The 16,086-nt window shown below is 62.0% G+C and carries 16 protein-coding genes; 6 read left to right on the top strand and 10 right to left on the bottom strand.

Features of this window, described 5'->3' with window-relative positions:
• Positions 1 to 35: 35 nt before the first annotated feature.
• The 3 genes from NKI39_RS18425 to NKI39_RS18435 all read right to left on the bottom strand — a co-directional run bounded on the left by NKI39_RS18425 (position 36) and on the right by NKI39_RS18435 (position 3,226).
• On the bottom strand, positions 36 to 542 hold the full coding sequence (locus tag NKI39_RS18425) for a DUF2938 family protein (RefSeq protein ID WP_352833433.1): 507 nt from the start codon (positions 540 to 542) through the stop codon (positions 36 to 38).
• Positions 543 to 963: 421 nt separating this feature from the next.
• Positions 964 to 1,644 (bottom strand): response regulator transcription factor, encoded by a 681-nt coding sequence (locus NKI39_RS18430; protein ID WP_352450507.1) that lies wholly within the window; start codon positions 1,642 to 1,644, stop codon positions 964 to 966.
• The gene (locus NKI39_RS18435; protein WP_352833436.1) at positions 1,622 to 3,226 is read right to left on the bottom strand and encodes a sensor histidine kinase; all 1,605 of its coding nucleotides are present in this window, start codon (positions 3,224 to 3,226) and stop codon (positions 1,622 to 1,624) included. Before NKI39_RS18435 ends, NKI39_RS18430 begins: the two co-directional genes overlap by 23 nt.
• Positions 3,227 to 3,488: 262 nt before the next feature.
• On the opposite strand from NKI39_RS18435, the gene NKI39_RS18440 reads away from it, so the two are divergent.
• Both NKI39_RS18440 and NKI39_RS18445 read left to right on the top strand, forming a co-directional pair.
• The gene (locus NKI39_RS18440) at positions 3,489 to 4,859 is read left to right on the top strand and encodes an SLC13 family permease (protein ID WP_352833439.1); all 1,371 of its coding nucleotides are present in this window, start codon (positions 3,489 to 3,491) and stop codon (positions 4,857 to 4,859) included.
• A gap of 1 nt (position 4,860) precedes the next feature.
• Positions 4,861 to 6,051, top strand: coding sequence for a glycerate kinase family protein (locus NKI39_RS18445; RefSeq protein WP_352772583.1), 1,191 nt, complete (start codon positions 4,861 to 4,863; stop codon positions 6,049 to 6,051).
• Positions 6,052 to 6,193: 142 nt separating this feature from the next.
• On the opposite strand, the gene NKI39_RS18450 is transcribed toward NKI39_RS18445, so the two are convergent.
• The gene (locus NKI39_RS18450; protein ID WP_352833442.1) at positions 6,194 to 7,444 is read right to left on the bottom strand and encodes an MFS transporter; all 1,251 of its coding nucleotides are present in this window, start codon (positions 7,442 to 7,444) and stop codon (positions 6,194 to 6,196) included.
• A gap of 128 nt (positions 7,445 to 7,572) precedes the next feature.
• Between NKI39_RS18450 and NKI39_RS18455 the strand changes: the two genes are divergently transcribed.
• The gene (locus tag NKI39_RS18455) at positions 7,573 to 8,454 is read left to right on the top strand and encodes an AraC family transcriptional regulator (RefSeq protein WP_352833445.1); all 882 of its coding nucleotides are present in this window, start codon (positions 7,573 to 7,575) and stop codon (positions 8,452 to 8,454) included.
• 99 nt (positions 8,455 to 8,553) lie between these two features.
• Here the strand turns inward: NKI39_RS18455 and NKI39_RS18460 are convergent, their stop codons facing one another.
• From NKI39_RS18460 to lgt, 6 genes are all read right to left on the bottom strand, one after another.
• Positions 8,554 to 9,489, bottom strand: a complete 936-nt coding sequence (locus tag NKI39_RS18460) for a ribose-phosphate pyrophosphokinase (protein ID WP_254819191.1) — start codon at positions 9,487 to 9,489, stop codon at positions 8,554 to 8,556.
• Between the two features lie 253 nt (positions 9,490 to 9,742).
• Positions 9,743 to 10,363: a hypothetical protein gene (locus NKI39_RS18465; RefSeq protein ID WP_023678426.1), complete on the bottom strand. Its 621-nt coding sequence runs from the start codon at positions 10,361 to 10,363 to the stop codon at positions 9,743 to 9,745.
• A 54-nt stretch (positions 10,364 to 10,417) separates the two neighbouring features.
• A complete protein-coding gene (locus tag NKI39_RS18470; protein ID WP_023678425.1) occupies positions 10,418 to 11,569 on the bottom strand; it encodes a M24 family metallopeptidase in 1,152 nt (383 codons plus the stop codon).
• On the bottom strand, positions 11,569 to 12,357 hold the full coding sequence (gene pgeF / locus NKI39_RS18475; protein WP_352833448.1) for a peptidoglycan editing factor PgeF: 789 nt from the start codon (positions 12,355 to 12,357) through the stop codon (positions 11,569 to 11,571). The genes NKI39_RS18470 and pgeF overlap by 1 nt, the downstream gene beginning before the upstream one ends.
• A 154-nt stretch (positions 12,358 to 12,511) precedes the next feature.
• Positions 12,512 to 13,600: a class I SAM-dependent methyltransferase gene (locus NKI39_RS18480; protein WP_352833451.1), complete on the bottom strand. Its 1,089-nt coding sequence runs from the start codon at positions 13,598 to 13,600 to the stop codon at positions 12,512 to 12,514.
• A complete protein-coding gene (gene lgt / locus NKI39_RS18485; RefSeq protein ID WP_352833453.1) occupies positions 13,597 to 14,448 on the bottom strand; it encodes a prolipoprotein diacylglyceryl transferase in 852 nt (283 codons plus the stop codon). The genes NKI39_RS18480 and lgt overlap by 4 nt, the downstream gene beginning before the upstream one ends.
• Positions 14,449 to 14,579: 131 nt before the next feature.
• Here lgt and NKI39_RS18490 point away from each other — a divergent pair, with 131 nt between their 5' ends.
• From NKI39_RS18490 to NKI39_RS18500, 3 genes are all read left to right on the top strand, one after another.
• Entirely contained in the window at positions 14,580 to 14,882 is a 303-nt protein-coding gene (locus tag NKI39_RS18490) for an accessory factor UbiK family protein (RefSeq protein ID WP_352469829.1), read from the top strand.
• Between the two features lie 331 nt (positions 14,883 to 15,213).
• Complete coding sequence (locus tag NKI39_RS18495; RefSeq protein ID WP_352833456.1) at positions 15,214 to 15,714, top strand: type III secretion system chaperone family protein; 501 nt, start codon at positions 15,214 to 15,216, stop codon at positions 15,712 to 15,714.
• Positions 15,715 to 15,720: 6 nt separating this feature from the next.
• Positions 15,721 to 16,080, top strand: coding sequence for a tRNA-binding protein (locus NKI39_RS18500; RefSeq protein ID WP_352833459.1), 360 nt, complete (start codon positions 15,721 to 15,723; stop codon positions 16,078 to 16,080).
• The last annotated feature ends 6 nt before the right edge of the window (positions 16,081 to 16,086 follow it).

Genomic DNA, 16,086 nt, shown 5'->3' on the forward strand with positions numbered 1-16,086 from the left:
GCGGAAGGCGGCGCGAGGTGCAAGCGGGCGGCCCATCAGGCCGGAAGTAGCAATGCCGAAAGCGATGCTGCAACGTACAGCCCAATCCCGAAAGACAGATGGGCCATAAGGCTGCGCAGGCGCGCAGTGCGCGGGTTGGGAACTTTCGAAGCCGCGATGCCGATCCCAAAAGCCGGTTGCATCACGAAGAACGGGCGACGATGATGCAGACGCCGACCAACAGGGCCGGAAGCACTGTCGGGTGCCGTGCCCAGTCGAGGCCCCACACTCCAATCAGCGCTGCGGCAAATACGATGCCGGTCGCGTAATGCGCACTCCATCCAATGGCGGTATCCAATGGCGGTTTCGCCGCGAACGCGGGCAGCTTGTGCGATATTCGCATGTGCAAAACGTCCATGTGGAAAGTGCCCGATCCAGCGGCCGACCCAGGCGTAATCAAGCGGTGGAATCGCGAACATTCGCTTCAGAAACCATCCCCAGAGGTCCATCAGGGCTGTCGCGCCGATTCCAACGACGGCCGCACGAACAACGAACTCCAACATTTTGGCATCTCTTGTTTCACCCGTTGTCGCCTATTGTCGTGGAGTCCAGTGCGTTCTTTCGCCCGACGCCTTGGCAATCCTCAGGGCACGAGGCTGGGCCCCGCGCCGGTTCGAAGGCGGCTTCCCCGACTGGGTGGCTGCAGGCCTGGGGGTAGAGGCCGTGAATTACGAAAGCGGTTAACGGCCGCCAAAATCGGTGTCGCCGCCCAAGCCCGAACACAAATGGAAAGGGGAACCGCGGCGGGTGGAAAGGGGAACCGCGGCGGGGCAATGCCCACGGCGGGTGGACGGCGCGCGCCGGCAGCATGGAAGGGAGCCGATGAACACCTATTCGGAAACAAGCGGTGGAAGCGGCGTTGCGGAAAGGGGAGGTTTCCAGCGAGTGGCGAGAACGGTGCGATAAAGAGTTTCGCTCTACCTTCTATGGCTTCCGCTCGACCAGCATGTAGCCGATCCCACGAACTGTCTGAATGCTGGCCGATGCATCCGGCCCGAGCTTCGCACGCAGATAGCGAATGTATACCTCCACGATCTTCGTCCCGGGTTCGAAGCTGTATGACCAGACATTGTTGAGGATGCGCTCGCGGCTAACCACTTTCCCCGCGTTGAGCATGAGAAAATGCAGAAGGTCGAATTCACGTCGGGTAAGGCTGATTTCCCGGTCGCCGTCCGCAAAACGACGAGCGCTCGTGTCGAGATTGAGGCGGCTCACTCGAAGCAATTGTCGATCCACTGCACCCTGACGGCGTCGGCGCAGCGCGTCAATCCTGGCCACCAGTTCATCAAACGCAAACGGTTTCGTCAGGTAATCGTCGGCACCGCCCTTGAGCCCATCTACGCGATCCTGAATTGTCTCCTTCGCGGTCAGCATCAGGATGAGAACCGGCCACTGCTCCAATCGCACGATCCGGCACAGCTCAAGGCCGTCCAGGTAGGGAAGCAGACGGTCCAGGATCACGAGATCGAATGGATCCGTACGAATAATGGCTAGTCCCTCGCGACCGTCCTCCGCGACACTCACGTGGAAGCCTTCGGCCTCCAACCCCCGGCGGAGAAAGTCGGAGACACGCCGGTCGTCTTCAACGATCAGGATTCGAATCATGGGTGCGATGTACCAGCGGCAGTCTGATTCTGAGGAGGGTTCCCGAAGGCTCAATTCCTTCAAGGCCGATTGTGCCATTGTGCCCGTCTATAATCTCCTTGGCGATCGCGAGGCCAACACCAAGGCCGTCGGCTGCGGACCTCCCTCCGACACGCCCGCGATAATATCGGTCAAACACGAACGGGAGATCGTTGGCATCGATCCCTGAACCGTTGTCGCGGATGGCGATCTCAAGCATTCCATGACGCTCAGCCATCTCGACTGCTATCGTCTGATATGGCTTTGAGTACTTTATGGCGTTGTCGAAGCCGATCAGCAGCGCTTGCTTTAGGCGCTGGGCGTCACCCCGAATGAGGCAATGGTCTGGGTTGAGCGACAGATCAATGGATATCTGCTTGGGACCTGCGAGTACGGAAGCCTCCTGAACGGCCGCCTTCACAACCTCGCCGGTATCGATGTTGCGCAAGGAGAACCTGAAATTTTCAGCTTCGGAGCGGGCGAATGCCAGAAGGTCCCCCAGGTTGCGAGCCATATCTTCAGCGCAATTGCGGATTCGGCTCAGAGCTTCGCGGTAAGATCGAACACGCGGTTGGCCGCGGAGGGCAACGTCGGCCTCTCCGCGGAGAATCGTCAACGGCGTGCGGAGTTCGTGGCTTGCCTCCGCAAAAAATTGTGTGCGTCGGCTATCGATCGCTCTCAGTTGCTCATTGGCTTTCCGCAGTTCACGGGTGCGCAACTGAACCTCCGCCTCCAAGCGGTCCTGTACCGAAATCAGAGCAGCACGTTCGATCTCGAGAGCCTCGGCCATGCTGTTGAAACTTCGCGAGAGGGAAGCGAACTCGTCGCGTCCGGTCGCGGAAACGCGATGGTCGAGCTTGCCTGCAGCGATGGCTTTGGCGCTTTCGTTCAGTTCACGCACAGGTGTGGCGATTGATCGTCGCAGGACCAGGCCGAACCCCAGACTGCCCAGCATGAGCAACGCAGCGAAGCCGCCGGTCAGCAGCAGCAGCCGCCATTGTGCGCCACGGACGCCGGCGAGTTCCTCTCCAACCTCCCTGCGCTCATCGTGCAAAGCGGCTTCAATCATTTCTTCAAGATCGTTCTCTAATCGGTGCTCCACATCGTTGCGGAAGGCGTCTACGATGCCCTTTGGATCCCCCTTTGTTCGCTGGCTGAACAGTCGCTGGGCGGCCCGATCGATCGCCTCAAACAGCGCCTTGACGCGACCGACGAATCTGAGTTCGGCCTCCTCCTGGCGTCTATCGCTCCAATATCCGAGAGCACCGAGTTCCTCGCGAGTGGCGCCCTCCAGCTTGTAGAATCCGGATTTCACTGCTTCTCGCGCCGCTTCGAAATCCGGCATTTGCTCGGGCCCAAGCAGCAAGACTTCAGCGAGTTGCTCGGTGTAATTGTTGGCTTGCCCATTGAGTTCGGCGAGCGCCTCGAACCGCCCGTGGACGCTGTCGATTCGGCGGACGAATTCCTCTGTCAGCTGGAGTGTTGCGAATGCCAGTCCTGAAATCAGTCCGACAAGGGCGAGAATGACGATTTGAAATAGGAAGATGCGGCCTCGAACGGTCATGCGGTAATCCTGCCGGCGATCGGATAATGCCTCTCACCAAATTCTAACCGGAGCCCTCGCAAGCGTCTAATCGGAACCTCCTAAGTTCGAGCGGAGGGTGTGCGACGCCCTCATCGCCACGTTGGCGGCGAACTAGACGAGGTTTCGGTTGGCACAAGTAGATTTTCGGACCGACAGTGACGCCACCCTTCGGGAAAGGACACCGCCGGTGCTCTGGCCGATATGGCGAGCCGCACTGATCGGAACCTGTGTATCCCTGTGTGTGGCCATCATTGAATTCGGCCTCTCCGCGCTCCCGTCCGACGCCCGGCGAGCGCTCGAGATCCTGCTTGTCGCGATCATCGGGTGGACCCTGACGCCGTTCGACGACACCTTCGTTGCGATCGCCGCCGGGCTGGCAATGGCGCTGCTGGTCAACCGTGATCCAGGCGCGCTGTTTCATGCGCTCGGCGATGAGTTGATCTGGCTATTGCTTGCCTCCTTCATGTTGGCGGCCACCTTCAAGGCGAGTGGGGTCGCAGATCGCGTTCTCGGCCTCGTGACGGGGCGCATGCGATCGGTTCGCGCAATCGCCTATTCCTTGACGGCCGTCATGATCGCCACAGCCTTCGTCATTCCGTCGACCTCAGGTCGCGCAGCTTTGATGATCCCCGCCTTTCAGGCGATCGCGGGACGCTGTGGAAGCGCCCGGTTGCGAAGGGCCTTCGCGCTGCTGTTCCCCACTGTTATCCTGCTCTCGGCCATTGCATCGCCCGTCGGCGCCGGTGCCCATCTGCTGGCGATCGAAATGGTCGGCCGCCTCTCGGGTGTGAAAGTAAGCTATCTGGAATGGATCGCTTTCGGCCTGCCGTTTGCGGCCGTAAGCACCTTCCTTTCGGTCGAATGCCTGCTCCGGCTTTTCCTGTCGCCGGTCGAACGGCGGATGACCCTTTTGCAGCCAACGACGGTGACTAGTGGCGGTGCCGGATTGGCACGGCAGCCGATACTCTGGATCGCCGGCGGGGTTGTCATCGCGTGGCTGACCGAACCTGTCCACGGACTTGATGCCACCGTTGTCGCTCTTGGCGGCGCTCTCTTGGCCACACTTCCTAGAGTAGGCTCCGTGGCGTTTGGCGATGCAATCAAGGGTGCGGAGTGGAAGCTGCTCTTGTTTCTGGCGGCGACGATCTGCTTGGCAGACGGCCTGACGGCATCAGGCCTCAATCGGTGGTTGATCGAGACGACTGTCGATCCGCTGCGCGGCGCCGGCTTGGGCCCGTTGGCGCTTATCTCCTTATTAGCCTTGCTTGGGCTTTTCAGTCATCTCGTGATCCACAGTCGCACGGCGCGTGTCTCGGTGCTGCTGCCCCCGGCGCTGATGCTCGCATCGACAGCGCGGCTCGACCCTCTCCTGGCAATGTTTGTCCTCGTCTCGGCGACCGGCTTTTGCCAAACCCTCGCGATCTGCGCGAAACCGGTGGCGCTTTTCGCGGGGGTCGACGAGGAAGGCTACGGCCCGAAAGACCTCGCCTTGCTCAGCTCAATCCTGCTGCCGATGCAGTTCATCCTCATCGTCGTGTTCGCGGTCGCCGTGTGGCCAGCCACCGGAGCCCTGCTCAACACGCTCCATCTGCAACTTGTTGGAGAGCCGTAGAATGTCGAAAAAGAAAGGATTGACGAAACGAAGACGGCTTCGAGTATTGGTCGCACCCTCCGGCTTTAAGGAGAGCCTCGGCGTTCGTGATGTCATCGCTGCATTGGCGCGCGGCGTTCGCAATGCCGTTCCGACAGCAAAGATCCTGGGCCTTCCAATGGTGGATGGCGGCGAGGATTTTACGCGGACCCTTGTTGAATTGTCTGATGGCGAGCTGCATTCCGTCACAGTGACGGGACCGGTGGGACAACCCGTGGCGGCCAATGTCGGTTTTCTCGGGCGAAGAAAGAAACGGACAGCAGTTCTGGAAATCGCGGCGGCTGCCGGGCTCCGGCTCGTCCCCACGGACATGCGTGACCCGACCCGCACTACAAGTTATGGGGTTGGTGAGTTGATTCGTTTTGCGCTCGATCTTGGCGCGGAAAGAATTCTGATCGGCTGCGGTGACTCGGGTGTCAACGATGCAGGAACCGGCATGGCCCAAGCATTAGGCGTGCGTCTGCTCGATGGCGGCGGCCGTCCCATTTCGGGGAGCGGCTCGGCCCTCTCATCGCTAGCTCGTGTCGATCTTTCCAGTCGTGATCATCGCCTTTCGAATGTTCGTGTCGACGTCGCGGTAAATCCCTACAACATGCTGCTCGGCGAGAGAGGCGTCGCTCGGGTGTTCGGCCCGCAAAAGGGTGCAACACCTGATCAGGTGGTTTTGCTCGAGCAGGGCATGGAAAATGTCGCTCACGTCGTTCGCCGCGACCTCGGCGTCGACGTGACGCCGCTTGTCGGCGGAGGAGCTTCCGGGGGACTCGGCGCCGGACTTCACGCCTTTGTTGGAGCCCGGCTGCATCCGCGCTTCGACCTGATCCTGCGGTATATGGATCTCGATCATCGGCTGTCAAACGCCGACATCGTCATGACAGCCGAGGGTGGCCTGGATGGTCAGACGAGCTTTGGAAAGATACCAGCCGAGATTGCCCGGCGCGCGAAACGTCACAATCTGCCCGTCATCGCCTTGGCAGGAACGATCGGAGCAGGTGCAGAGGCGACCCACGACATCGGCATCGATGCCTTCTTCAGCATTCTGTGCCGACCGTGTTCCCTCGAAGACGCGATCCGTGACGCCGACACGCTGCTGGCGAACGCTGCCGAGCAGGCATTCCGGCTGATGCGGGCGACGCGTGCTTTCAAGCTCAGATGACGGAGCGTGTTTCAGATGACGGAGCGTGTCAGCCAATGGCCGCGATGTCGCTAAGCGGCGGCCCTGACCGGCTCGAAGTCTATGTCGAGAACCGAATTTCGCGCTGCCCGGTGGGCGGGGAAGCCGAAGTCCAACCCAAACTTCACCCGATCGTGGTCCCCGCCTTGAGCTTCCTCGCCTCCTTCATGTTGGGAAGAAAAACCGTCAGCAGCCCGAGCAGCGGCAAATACGAGCAGACCTGGAAGACGAAATCGATGCCCTTCATGTCGGCGACGACGCCAAGCACGGCGGCCGCGATGCCGCCCATGCCGAAGGCGAAGCCGAAAAAGATGCCGGCGATCATGCCGACCCGGCCGGGCACCAGTTCCTGCGCGAATACGACGATGTTCGAGAAGGCCGAGGACAGGATCAGGCCGATCAGCACGGTGAGAACCATTGTCCACTCGAAATTGGCGTAGGGCAGGGCCAGGGTGAAGGGCAGCACGCCGACGATCGAGAACCAGATCATCGCCTTCTGTCCGTAGCGGTCGCCGAACGGGCCGCCGAGCAGGATGCCCAGGGCCGAGGCGCCGAGGAACAGGAACAGCATGACCTGCGACATCTGCACCGAAACGCCGAATTTATGGATGGCATAGAAGGTGTAGTAGCTGGACAGGCTGGCGATGTAGGCGTTCTTGGTCAATACCAGCAAGGTCAGCACCGCCAGCGCGCCCAGGACCTTGCGGCGCGGGAAAGGCGAAACGAAGCCTGCCGCTTTGCGGGTGCCCTGTGCGGCGCGCAGGCGGCTGTACCAGCCGCCAACCTGCCACAGCACGATGATGCCGATCAGCGAGCCGCCGGCAAACCAGGCGATGCTGGTCTGGCCGAAGGGCACGACGATGAATGCTGCCAGCAGCGGCCCCATCGCCTGGCCGAAATTGCCGCCGACCTGGAACAGCGACTGCGCAAGACCGAACCGGCCACCGGAGGCGAAGCGGGCGATGCGCGAGGATTCCGGGTGGAAGATCGCCGAGCCGATGCCGATCAGCGAGGCGCCGATGAGGAGCAGCGAGTAATGTCCGGCATAGGCCAGCACGACCAGCCCGATCAGCGAAGAAGCCATGCCGTAGGGCAGCGAATAAGGCATCGGCCGCTTGTCGATAATCATGCCGATCACCGGCTGCAGCAAGGATGCCGTCACCTGGAAGGTAAAAGTCAAAAGGCCGATCTGCCAGAAATCGAGACCATAATTGTCCTTCAGCAGCGGATAGATCGCCGACAGCAGCGACTGCATGATGTCGTTGATGCAATGACAGAAGCTCACCGCCAGGATGACGGTGAAGGCCGTCGCCTGAGCTGAAATGTGGCTGGCCGCTGCCGGCTTGGCGTCGGCGGTTGCTGTGGTATCGGTCAAGGCAGGCTCCGTGGTCTTTTTGGCGGGCGCTCCCGCAGGCGGTCTTATAGGGCGCAGCCTTATACGTTGCTTGTCACGCGACTTCTTTCGTGGTTTGGTCCAATAGTTTCGCAAGTGGGCCATAGCTGATGCCGCATGGCAGGGAAATGTTCAGAGCGGGCGACACCGATCTCGGGCTGTTGCATGAGCGTCGCTGGCAATGGCTGGAAGAGGCCGTCGGGCCGGCAGTGGCGCTGCCGACCGAATATCCGGACGGCTACCATGTGCCACGGCACCATCATAGCCGCAGCCAGTTGCTGCACGCGCTGGTCGGTGTCGTGCTGGTGACGACGCGGCATGGGCGCTGGATGGTGCCTCCGGACCACGCGATGTGGATCCCCGCCGGCACCGAACATTCCGTCGAGATGCTGGGCGACGTCAGCATGCGGTCCGTCTATGTGATGCCGGAGGCCATTCCCGGCCTGCCGGACGGGTTGCGTGTCGTCGGCATCACCGACCTGATGCACAGCCTGATCGTGGAATCGGAAAAGCTGCCGCAAGGCGCCGAGCTGAAGGGGCGGGGCAGACTGATCATGAAGCTCCTGCTGCACGAAATCCCGAACCTGCCGGAACGGCCGCTCGGCCTTCCGTTCCCGTCCGATGCAAGGTTGGCGACGCTGTGCCGGCGCTTCGTCTCGGCACCGTCACCGCATGCGACGATCGACGAGTGGGCCGCTATCGTCGGCATGAGCCGCCGCTCTTTCACCCGCGCGTTCCACCGCCAGACCGGATTGTCGCTGTCGACCTGGCGTCAGCAGGCCTGTCTGTTCGCGGCGCTGCCACGGCTGGCCGACGGCGAGCCGATCACGAGGGTGGCGCTCGATCTCGGCTATGACAGCGTGCCGGCGTTCATCACCATGTTCAAGCGCATGCTGGGAGCCTCGCCACGCGGTTACATGCGGGGCGCCCGTGATGCTGGCGAAGGTGTGCGACGAACAAGTGGTCCGGCTCGGCCTGAGGCGCAGCCCTGAAGGGCGTCGCGTTCGACCGGCCTCATGCGACGCGCTTTGGGTTCTTGTTGTATGCATGTCGTTATCGCAAAACCGCTGCACAGTTTTGCGCGACACGCATTAATCGAACAGGCTCGACACCGATTCCTCGGTCGCCGTGCGCGAGATCGCCTCGCCCATCAGTTCGGCGATGGAGATGACGCGGATATTGGCGGCGTCCAGCACTGCCTGGGTCGGCTGGATGGAATCGGTGATGACCAGTTCCTGCAGTTTCGAGGCGCCGATGCGGGCGATGGCGCCGCCGGACAAAACGCCATGGGTAGTATAGGCGGTCACACTGGTGGCGCCATCGGCAAGCAGCGCATCGGCCGCATTGCACAGCGTGCCGCCCGAATCGATGATGTCGTCGATCAACAGGCAATCCTTGCCGCGCACGTCACCGATGACGTTCATGACTTCCGATTCGCCGGGGCGCTCGCGGCGCTTGTCGACGATGGCAAGCTGGGCGTCGATGCGCTTGGCGAGCGCGCGGGCGCGGACCACGCCGCCGACATCCGGCGACACCACCATGACATTGGCAAGCTGCTTGTATTTCGCCTTTACGTCGCGGGCCATGACCGGCACGGAAAACAGATTGTCGGTCGGGATGTCGAAGAAGCCTTGAATCTGGCCGGCATGGAGATCCAGGGTCAGCACCCGGTCGACGCCCGCCCTCGTGATCATGTTGGCGACCAGTTTGGCCGAGATCGGTGTGCGGCCCGAGGCACGGCGATCCTGCCTGGCATAGCCGAAATAAGGAATAACCGCAGTGATGCGCTTGGCCGAAGAGCGCATGAAGGCGTCGATCATGATGAGCAGTTCCATCAGATGATCGTTGGTCGGGAACGAGGTGGACTGCAGGATGAAGACGTCCTCGCCGCGCACATTCTCCTGGATCTCGACGAAGATTTCCTGGTCGGCGAAGCGCCTGACGCTGGCCTTGCCCAGCGGAATGTTGAGGTAGCGGGCGACTGATTCGGCCAGCACCCTGTTGGAATTGCCCGCGAAGAGCTTCATGCACCGTTCCTGGCGAAGGATTGAGAGACTCCGATAGCACTCCAGCCTCTTAGTCGGGCTTTTAGCGGCCCGCGCCGGTATTGCAAGCGTCGTGAATGGGAATCCGCCGGCTAATCTCAATAAACGCTTACGGCTTGACGATGCCGCGATAGGTCCACTTCGATGCCGACGGAATCGGGGATAGCTCTATCTTTCAGTCTGAGGATGGTCTTTTCCGAAAACCGGATTCACTTTTCGGAAATCATACTCCAGGTCAGCCGGCGCCGCCGCCAAGCCAGGTGGCGAACTGGTCGATTGTCTGGTCGGCAATTGCCTGCATGGTCGCCGGGGCGACCGCCGTCCAGCCTTCGCCGCCGCCAACAGAGGGCGCCTTCTGCTGGCCGTTGATGCGATGCAGCCGGTTGCCGGCCGGGTCATAGATGTCCCAGACATAGATGACGGTAGTGTCCTTGCCTTCCGTCATGGTCGAGAAATAGCCCTTGAGCACATGTGTTGGGGTCTGGTCGGTGCTGCCGGCCAAGGTGATGCCGCGCTGCCTGGCGCGTGTCTGAAGCTCGGCGGTCAGCGGTGTCGCGGCTTCTACCGAGGCGCCGACGATCGGCGCCACCTGCAGCCGGGTCCGCGCAATGGCAGCCGCGCTTTTGGCGGGCGGCACGGCTGCTGCAGCGGAAGGCTGCGCCGTATCTGCAGTTTGCGCGGTGCCGGCAGGCTGAGCCGGAGTTGCGGGGGGCGTCGCGGCACCTCCGGCTCCGGAGAGGGATTGCGTCGATTGCGGGGCAATGGCCGAGGGTTCGAGAACGTCCTTCGCATTGGTGCAGGCCGCCAGTGCCAGCGCCACGAGCAATGACACGGTCGTCACATGCGATCGTCTCATTAGCCTGAAAACTCCTTGGCGACGAACGCCCCTCACACTCTCTCCATTATGGATTCACTGCACGATCAAGTCGAGATCATGGCGGGACAGCGGCTTCGGCTGGGATTCGGTGGTCAGATAGGTGCGGCCAAGCGTCATCGCGGTTTCGGTTTCGGAGTCCATGATGATCATATGGGCGAACAGCGTCATGTTCGGCGCAATCGGTTCGGGATTACCCTGATAGAACATCGGCATATCCATCCAGGACGGGGTGAAGCGGGCGCCGAGCGAATAGCCGCAGGCATTGAGCCGGTGCTTGGTCAAGTTGTGGGCTTCGAGGGTGCGGGCATGGGCGTCGAACACGTCGCCGAACGTATTACCGGGCGTCATCGCCTTCTCGACTGCAAGTAGCGCGGCGCGGGCGGCATCGAACAATTCCTGGTGGCGTTTCGATACCTTGCCGGTCAACACCGTGCGCATCATTGCCGCATGGTAGTGATGGAAGACACCGGCCCATTCGAGCGTCAGCTGGTCGTTCTTGGTGAGCTTGCGGCGACCGGCCTTGTAGCGGCAAAGCAGGGCGTCGACTCCGGAGCCGATGATGAACTCGTTGGCCGGATAATCGCCGCCGCCGGCAAAGATCGCACCTTGCATGGCGGCGAGGATCAGCGCCTCATCGCCACCCTGCTTGATCAGCGGCAGTGCTGCGTCCAGCGCGTCGTCGGCCAGATTTGCGGCTTTTTCCGCCTTGGCGATTTCTGCCGGGCTCTTGAATAGCCGTAGCCGGCTGACAATGCCGGAGGCATCCGCGATCTGCCCGAAGGTCTGCAACTGCTCGTCGAGGCGCCGGCCATTATAGGCGGTCAGGCCGTGGGTGTCGTATTCGACGCCGATCCGGGCGCCGAGCAGGTCAAGCTCGTTGAGCAGATTGCGCAGATCTACCGCCGGATTGGCGCCGTTGCGGTCCGTCCACAAAACGATGTTGTCGATGATCGAGGTGTGGCGCGCCTGGCGCAAGTCGGCCGAACGCGTCAGCAGCACCATCGAGCCGTCGGCCTTGACCACCAGGCACTGGAAAAAGCAGAAGCCGAAGGTGTCGTAGCCGGTTAGCCAATACATGCTTTCCTGGGCAAACAGCAGGACGGCGTCGAGCTTCTTTTCGGCGATCTCGATCATCAGTCGATCGCGCCGCGCGTCGAATTCCGAGCGTTCGAAATGCAGCGCCATCAGTCAGCCTCCAAAACGATTGCCGAAACCTGCCGCCCGTAGTCGGGCTCGTTGCGATGCGTGCTGCGCCGATAGGAGTAGAAAAGCTCTTCCTCGGCATAGGTGCAGCGGCCAAGTCCTTCGGCATTGACGCCAGCCTTGGTCAGCCGGTCGACCGTGTAGCGGTTGAGATCGAACATCGCGTGTCCGGCATTTGCGGAGGGCGCGAAATAGCGGGCACTGCCGGCATCGGCGTCGACGAAACGGGCGACGAATTCCGGTCCGACTTCGTAATTCCGTGGGCCGATCGAAGGACCGAGCACTGCGACGATGCGGTCGCGCCGGGCGCCGAGGCTTTCCATTGCCGCGATGGTGTTTTCCAGCACTCCGGTGAAAGCGCCTTTCCAGCCGGCATGGGCGGCGCCGATAATGCGCGCCTCGGCGTCGGCGAAGAGGACCGGTCCGCAGTCGGCGGTCGAGGCACCGACGGCAATGCCCGGCCGGTCGGTGACAATGGCGTCGGCCTTGGGCCGCTCGCCGGCAAAAGGCTCCCTGGCAATGACGACGTCCGGCGAATGAACTTGGTGAGCGGTCAGCAGATGGTTTGCTGGCACGCCCATCCATTCGGCGACCCGGCGGCGATTCTCGCGCACCAGCGTCTGGTCGTCGTTCGAGCCGGTGCCGATGTTGAGGCCCCGGTAGATGCCGCTGGAAATGCCGCCGACGCGCGTGAAGTAGCCGTGGCGGATGCCTTGCGCCGTTTCCAGCAAGGGCGACCGAACGGGATCCGGTTTGGTCTGATTCAGCATGGCGGCTTTGTTGTCCGTATGGGCGATTTCGTCAAGCGAGTTGAAGGGGCGCAGTTGAAGACTGGTCAGTTGAAGGCTGGTCAGTTGAAGGCTGGCGCAGTTGATGTCGGGCGCTAGTCGGAGACGGGAGAGTGGGAGAGGCGGCAGCGAAAAGTCAATCCGTGCTTGGAAACGGCGGAACGGCAATGCCGGCGGGGAGGACGGCAAGCACCTTGAAGAGTTCGCCCATGGCCAGCGGGCCGGCGAGGCGCTCGACGTCGGCCGCGATCTTTTCGCGAGCTGCCTCATCGGCATTGGCGCCGAGCCGGCCAGCTCGTTCGAGAAGCCCCATCTTGAGCAGGAATTCACCTTGCGTTGAGAGGTGGGCATCGAGGCTGTGTGCCCGAACGGTTGCCGCGAGGGCAGCGAAATCGACATGGGCTGTGAGATCGGCCCGCCCCGGATTGGCCAGCACGTCCTCATGACGGTGCTTGCGCAAGGCCTGCAAGGTGTCGCCGATCCCGGGCTGGAGGTGACCGTAGTCGAGAAACAGGCCGGCGCCGCCAAATCCGGCAAGTCGCCCGGCGATGGCCGCCATCAGGGCGGCGCGGGCTGGCGCCACCTCGACGATCGCACCTTCCGGCGCATTCTCGGCATCCTCCGGCAGCAGCATCGGGTCGAGCGAGCCGGCGCCGACGAAAAAGCGCAGCCGGTTCGCATCGTCGAGACCGATCATCCGCTCGCGCCAGCCGGCTCCGGCGCGGACGAACTGGCGGATGGGCACCGCGTCAAACAGCTCATTACCAACAATCAGAAGCGGCGCCTGCGGTAGTGTGTCCACGGCCTCATGCCAGGCGACGGTGGCCGACGTCCCGGCAAGCGTTCGTTTCTGGACCTCGGTCAACCGCGGACTGGTCTCGATCAAGGCGAACGATGCGCTGGCGGTAAGCGTCGGATCGAGCCGCGAAAGCGTGCGCAGCATATCTCTCATCAGCGTGCCGCGGCCGGGGCCTATTTCGGCGATGGCGACCGGCGTCGGCCGGTCGATCGCCAGCCACGCCTGGTAGAGCCAGATGGCGACCAGCTCGCCAAACATCTGGCTGATCTCCGGCGCGGTGACGAAGTCGCCGGCGGCGCCGAACGGCTCGCGTGTCGTATAGTAGCCTCCCAGCGGATCGAACAGGCAGAGCGCCATGTATTCGCTGATGGGGATCGGTCCCACCGCACCGATCAGCTCGGCGATGCGGGTCTTCAGCCGCGTCATGCCGGCTGCGGTTTTGTCACCGGCTTGGCTGTAGCCATCGCCCAGATGCCGGCCAGCACCATCGGCAGTGACAGCACCATTCCCATGGTCAGCCAGCTCGTGCCAAGGAGGTAGCCAAGCTGCTGGTCGGGCTCGCGAAAGAATTCGACGAAGATGCGCGAGGCGCCATAGCCGGCGATGAAGGCGCCGCCGACGAAGCGCGGCGCCTTCAGCTTGAGCCGCGAATGGGTGAGGAAGCGCAGGACAAGGAACAACACCAGCCCTTCGAGGAGCGCCTCGTAGATCTGGCTCGGATGGCGTGCAAATGGGCCGCCATTGGGGAATTCGAATGCCCATGGAACGTCGGTCGGCCGGCCCCATAGTTCGGAATTGATGAAGTTTGCCAGGCGAACGAGGCCAAGCCCCACCGGCACGCCGGCGGCAGCCACGTCGAACAGCGACCATGTGCGGATGCCGCGAGACCGGGAAAACAGCGTCATTGCGAGAATGACGCCGATCAGGCCGCCATGAAACGACATGCCGCCCTGCCAGACGGCGACGATATCGAGCGGATTGGCGATGTAGCGCGGCAGGTCGTAGAACAGCACGTAGCCGGTGCGTCCGCCGAGCACCACACCGATGGCTGCCCAGACGATGAAGTCGTCGAGGTCGACGGGCTTCATCGGCAGGGTGCCGTCGGGCCACAGTTTTGGGTTGGTGACGAGGCGCTTGGCATACCACCAGGCGAACAGAATGCCGACGATGTAGCCGACGCCGTACCAATGCACCGCCAGCGGTCCGATCCGGACGATGACCGGGTCGATGTTGGGAAAGGGCAGGGCGGCCAGCGGCAGCAAATATTCGCTCAACAGGGTCTCCGGGTTCCCAATCAGGTTCGGGCGCGGACCATGCGGCAGGCTTTTGGCGGGGTCAAGGCAAGCATATGCTTGCATTCCGAATCGCGCGCCACTACGTCAATTCGACCAAGCGAGGATTTGCCATGGCGACCGGACCGAACCGCATTCTCGATGAATTCGCCAAGCTGATGACCGATGCAGCCGGTGCCGCGCAAGGCGTGCGGCGCGAGGTGGAGACCGCCTTCAGGGGCCAGGCCGAGCGCATACTCAACTCCATGGACGTGGTGCAGCGCGAGGAATTCGAGGCCGCTCGCGACATGGCGGCGAAGGCCAGGGAAGAAAACACCCGCCTCGCCGCTCGCATCGAGGCGCTCGAGGCCAGGCTTGCCGAATTGACCGGTCAACCAGCGCCTGCGGCTGCGTCAAAGCCGCGTGCAAAAAAATAACAAGAAATAAATCGTTAAACTTTTCCACAAAGCCGGATCGCAAAAAGCGCTTTGTCGTGAATCGCTTACCGGTACTGCGTGAATCTTTGTGACAGCGCCTTTCCACATGCGAATGACGCAGTGCGAAAAATTTGGCTGGTCACGCGACTCCCGATCAATAGACTGAATTTGTTGCATGATTCGGAGCACGGTCATGCGCCGGGCGGTGGGGTCCGGTCCGGGGTCTTTGCGTTGACGAAGTCCTGGCCGTCCGAGTTCTAGGCAGAATTGTTCGAGTGTGCCTCTCCCGCGGAGCGTGTGGTGGCGCTCCCAGAACGACAGGAAGCATTTCATGGAACTTCTCGAACTCGAATTCTCCCGCGAAATCCATCCGGTGGATGTTATCGAGCAGGTGGCGCACAACAACGATTGGTCCTTCGAGCGGGCCGGCGACGACGAGATCTCGATCTCTGTTGCCGGAAGCTGGACCGACTACCACGTTTCATTCTCCTGGATGGAGGACTACGAGGCGCTGCACCTGGCCTGCGCCTTCGACATCAAGGTCCCGGAGGCGCGCGCGCTCGAGGTGATGCGGCTGCTTTCGCTGATCAACGAGCAGATGCTGTTTGGCCATTTCGATCTCTGGGAGCAGGAAGGCGCCATCATGTTCCGCCAGTCGCTGCTGCTGGCCGGTGGGGTCGAGCCGTCGAGCCAGCAGGTCGAGGTGCTGCTGTCGTCGGCGCTGGAGGCCTGCGAATGCTATTTCCAGGCGTTCCAGTTCGTCGTCTGGTCAGGCACTTCGGCCAAGGATGCGTTGGCCGGCGTGCTGTTCGAAACCTACGGAAGCGCCTGATCGTCGATGAGTTCGAGCAACGCGCGAAAACCCGAGATCAGCTTTGCCGATTTCGACCGCATCGACATCCGCGCCGGCACGATCGTCGAGGCCGAGCCTTTTCCCGAGGCGCGCAAGCCGGCGATCAAATTGAAAATCAACTTCGGTCCCGTGATCGGGGTGAAGAAATCCTCGGCCCAGATCACGAAATATTATACGCCCGAAACCCTGATCGGCCGGCAGGTGTTCGCTGTGATCAATTTCCCGCCGCGTCAGATCGGGCCATTCATGTCGGAAGTGCTGACGCTCGGCTTTCCCGATGAAGAAGGCGCGGTGGTGCTTGGGGCAATCGAACGCAAAGTGCCGGACGGCGGCAGGTTGTTCTAGCTGCGC

Source organism: Mesorhizobium sp. M0664 (genome assembly GCF_040320565.1).
Lineage (GTDB): Bacteria > Pseudomonadota > Alphaproteobacteria > Rhizobiales > Rhizobiaceae > Mesorhizobium.

Excerpts from the sequence above, each read along its gene's own strand:
- NKI39_RS18455 (WP_352833445.1), top strand. The coding sequence starts at position 7,573 with ATGCCGCATGGCAGGGAAATGTTCAGAGCGGGCGACACCGATCTCGGG.
- NKI39_RS18430 (WP_352450507.1), bottom strand. The coding sequence starts at position 1,644 with ATGATTCGAATCCTGATCGTTGAAGACGACCGGCGTGTCTCCGACTTT.
- NKI39_RS18490 (WP_352469829.1), top strand. The coding sequence starts at position 14,580 with ATGGCGACCGGACCGAACCGCATTCTCGATGAATTCGCCAAGCTGATG.
- NKI39_RS18425 (WP_352833433.1), bottom strand. The coding sequence starts at position 542 with ATGTTGGAGTTCGTTGTTCGTGCGGCCGTCGTTGGAATCGGCGCGACA.
- NKI39_RS18495 (WP_352833456.1), top strand. The coding sequence starts at position 15,214 with ATGGAACTTCTCGAACTCGAATTCTCCCGCGAAATCCATCCGGTGGAT.
- NKI39_RS18500 (WP_352833459.1), top strand. The coding sequence starts at position 15,721 with ATGAGTTCGAGCAACGCGCGAAAACCCGAGATCAGCTTTGCCGATTTC.
- NKI39_RS18435 (WP_352833436.1), bottom strand. The coding sequence starts at position 3,226 with ATGACCGTTCGAGGCCGCATCTTCCTATTTCAAATCGTCATTCTCGCC.
- NKI39_RS18465 (WP_023678426.1), bottom strand. The coding sequence starts at position 10,363 with ATGAGACGATCGCATGTGACGACCGTGTCATTGCTCGTGGCGCTGGCA.
- NKI39_RS18460 (WP_254819191.1), bottom strand. The coding sequence starts at position 9,489 with ATGAAGCTCTTCGCGGGCAATTCCAACAGGGTGCTGGCCGAATCAGTC.
- NKI39_RS18470 (WP_023678425.1), bottom strand. The coding sequence starts at position 11,569 with ATGGCGCTGCATTTCGAACGCTCGGAATTCGACGCGCGGCGCGATCGA.
- NKI39_RS18445 (WP_352772583.1), top strand. The coding sequence starts at position 4,861 with ATGTCGAAAAAGAAAGGATTGACGAAACGAAGACGGCTTCGAGTATTG.
- NKI39_RS18480 (WP_352833451.1), bottom strand. The coding sequence starts at position 13,600 with ATGACGCGGCTGAAGACCCGCATCGCCGAGCTGATCGGTGCGGTGGGA.
- pgeF (WP_352833448.1), bottom strand. The coding sequence starts at position 12,357 with ATGCTGAATCAGACCAAACCGGATCCCGTTCGGTCGCCCTTGCTGGAA.